Source organism: Methanospirillum sp. (genome assembly GCF_035560735.1).
Lineage (GTDB): Archaea > Halobacteriota > Methanomicrobia > Methanomicrobiales > Methanospirillaceae > Methanospirillum.
On record NZ_DATMYY010000087.1, the window covers coordinates 1 to 2,766 of the forward strand.

Sequence of the window (2,766 nt, forward strand, 5' to 3'; positions counted from 1 at the left end):
GGTTGATACCGATTATCTTGCTGAACCATACCTTTTGCAATAAATCAAATTCACTCAGAACAAGCCTCTGTGTTACAATAAATCTATGAGCATTCACACAACTCCTCAAACGCAGGGACAATTCCAAATTTCAGAAATTCGGGGTTATAGTTCTGATCCTGACTGAACTAACGCAGTTACCTCCTGAACTAGTTTAATCATTTCCGGCTTTGCCATATCCCGGGGATGAGAGAACGATATGGAAATCTCAGTCATAACTTTTGCAGGCCGCTGTGTCAGGATAATAATCCGGTCTGCAAGATATACAGCTTCTTCCGGATTATGGGTAACGATAAAGAATGTAGTATCAAGTTGATCCCTGATTCTGAGCACTTCATCCTGAAGTTCCCGGCGGGAAAATGGATCAAGAGCACTGAATGGTTCATCCATTAAAAGAATTTCTGGTTCAACTGCAAGTGCCCGTGCAACAGATACCCTCTGTTTCATACCACCTGATAGTTGATGGGGAAATGAGGAGGCAAACTCCTCCATGTGAACAAGGGAAAGAAGGGTTGAGACCTTTTTCTTAACCTGCTCTTTGGATTGTGAACGGATCTTCATCCTGAGGCCATACGCGATATTATCAGATACCGAAAGCCAGGGAAAGAGGCCGTGTTCCTGAAATACCATGGCGGTATGAATTGTATCCAGAACTGCTCCATCACTCCCATGAGCAATTCCTGAATCTGCTGCTTCAAGTCCGGAAAGGATACGAAGGACAGTGGATTTACCACATCCTGACGGACCCATCAGACAAACAATCTCTTTCTTCTCAATTGTACAAGAGATATCAGTCAATGCCTGACATACCGTATTATCATCAGCATACTGCTTGGATATTTCATCAAGCACAAGTACCGGAGTCATTCTTTTCCCTGCCAGCCAAAAAGTCGTGCCTGCCCAAACTTGAAGAGATAATCAAAAATAATGCCAATAATTCCAATTACAATCATTCCCGCAACAATGACCTGTATCTGACCAAGGTTATATGCATACATAATGAGGTATCCAAGACCCGCACTTGTTCCGGGGAGCATCTCTGCAGCGACCAGACACATCCAGGATACTCCAAATGCCAGTCGAAATCCAGTCCAAATGTTTGGAAGAGCACCGGGGATTACAACGGTGAGAAATTTTTCACTGGTTGTCGCACCGAGGGTCTGTGCAACTTCAAGCCACCTGACCCTGATAGCCAGGACCCCTTCTATTGTGCTGATGAGGACTGGAAAAAAAGCTCCAATAAATATGATAAAAGTGAGGGAACCAAATCCAATCTTAAACCAGGCTATGGCCAGCGGCATCCAGGCTATCGGAGGAACCGGACGAAGGATCTGAATAACCGGATTTATGTATTCGTCAATTGTTTTTGACCACCCACACATAATTCCCAGGGGGACAGCCAGGATTACTGCAAGGAAAAAACCGATAAGAACACGTTGGAGGCTGACCGTTGCATTTTCATAGAGTGTTGCCCCTCCAAACAGGGGTTGCATCGGATGAATGAGAACCGGGATAATCAGTTCCCACCCCGGAAGGATAAAACTATTCCCAATAAAAAACGAGAGGATCTGCCAGGTGATGATGATAATCACCGGAATCACCAGCCCTTTGGTTGCCTTATGAAGTTGTGTCATAATATCTTAGTTGGAGGAAGACCATACAAAGAAATTTGAATATCCTCATATTTGAACGCCTCTCTGATCATCTCTTCCTGAATCGAACTTTGCGGAACGGCGAGAATAACAGGTTGATTTTGAGCTGAACGTGTTTTTATCCATGTGATAAAGGAACTCCAGTCGGTGCAAGGTGCTTTATCATCAACTACAAGACCGGTTCCTCCTGCATTAATAGATTGAATGATTGATGCCTCATTGCCCATTGAAATCTGTAGCAGTGACGGCACACTACCAATATATCCACCATCCATTGCATCCTGTCCAAGGCCTGTCATGATACCTCCTCCAACCGAACCAGGCATTAATTCAACTTCTGCAATTGTCTTATTCTGATACTTCAGATGGCACTCTGTTGGCCGCCCTGATAACCCAGGTTCCGGTTCCAGGCAAAATCCATAGGTATCGCAGATATTTTCATGATCCATGATAGTTACATACAAAGGGGCATAGAGATCAGATGAGGGAAGATATCCGATTTGAATTATTGGAGGCTTGCCCGATATTTCCGGCTCTGATCCATTCAAAAGAGCTTCTGCACGCATCTTTACGGATTCATTCACGGATGGAGTTTTGTTTTCTCCTGTTTTGTCACTATAACTTGGTTCAACCATCCATGATATATCCGGAAGCGATGCTGAATCAGTAAAATTGATGTGCTTAAATGCCTCTTTTTCAACATCTTGAGGGTCAAGATAGAAACCGGCTGATAGAACCGGTTTTGACCCATATACCCAGGTAGCAGTAATGTTTTGTGCACCATCAGGATCTTTCTGAATCTGCCTCATCCCTGCAATGGTTACAGCAGAAAGTAAGGCTGCTATTTCCGGATATTGTGCAATAAACTTATTTCGCAAGACCAGCACATTACAAGCAGAGTTTTCCCATTTGTGATCAGGAGGAATGTCAGCATCCCTGGCAATAACTTTCCCAATGCCACCTTGTTCTGCCGTTGATACAACCGATTCCCAGACGATGAATGCATCAACCTGGCTGGTATTCAAAAGTTGTGGCATAATACCGGATGAGGCATAGACAAGGGTAACCACTGGTT

At 44.1% G+C, this 2,766-nt stretch carries 3 protein-coding genes; all 3 read right to left on the bottom strand.

From position 1 onward, the window contains the following. Nucleotides 1-144 precede the first annotated feature (144 nt). On the bottom strand, nt 145-906 hold the full coding sequence (locus VN429_RS02690) for an ABC transporter ATP-binding protein (protein WP_325629515.1): 762 nt from the start codon (nt 904-906) through the stop codon (nt 145-147). Then, nucleotides 903-1,673: an ABC transporter permease gene (locus VN429_RS02695; protein WP_325629517.1), complete on the bottom strand. Its 771-nt coding sequence runs from the start codon at nt 1,671-1,673 to the stop codon at nt 903-905. The genes VN429_RS02690 and VN429_RS02695 overlap by 4 nt, the downstream gene beginning before the upstream one ends. Then, a partial coding sequence (locus VN429_RS02700; protein ID WP_325629519.1) for an ABC transporter substrate-binding protein occupies nt 1,670-2,766 on the bottom strand: 1,097 nt, incomplete at its 5' end. The genes VN429_RS02695 and VN429_RS02700, both read right to left, overlap by 4 nt.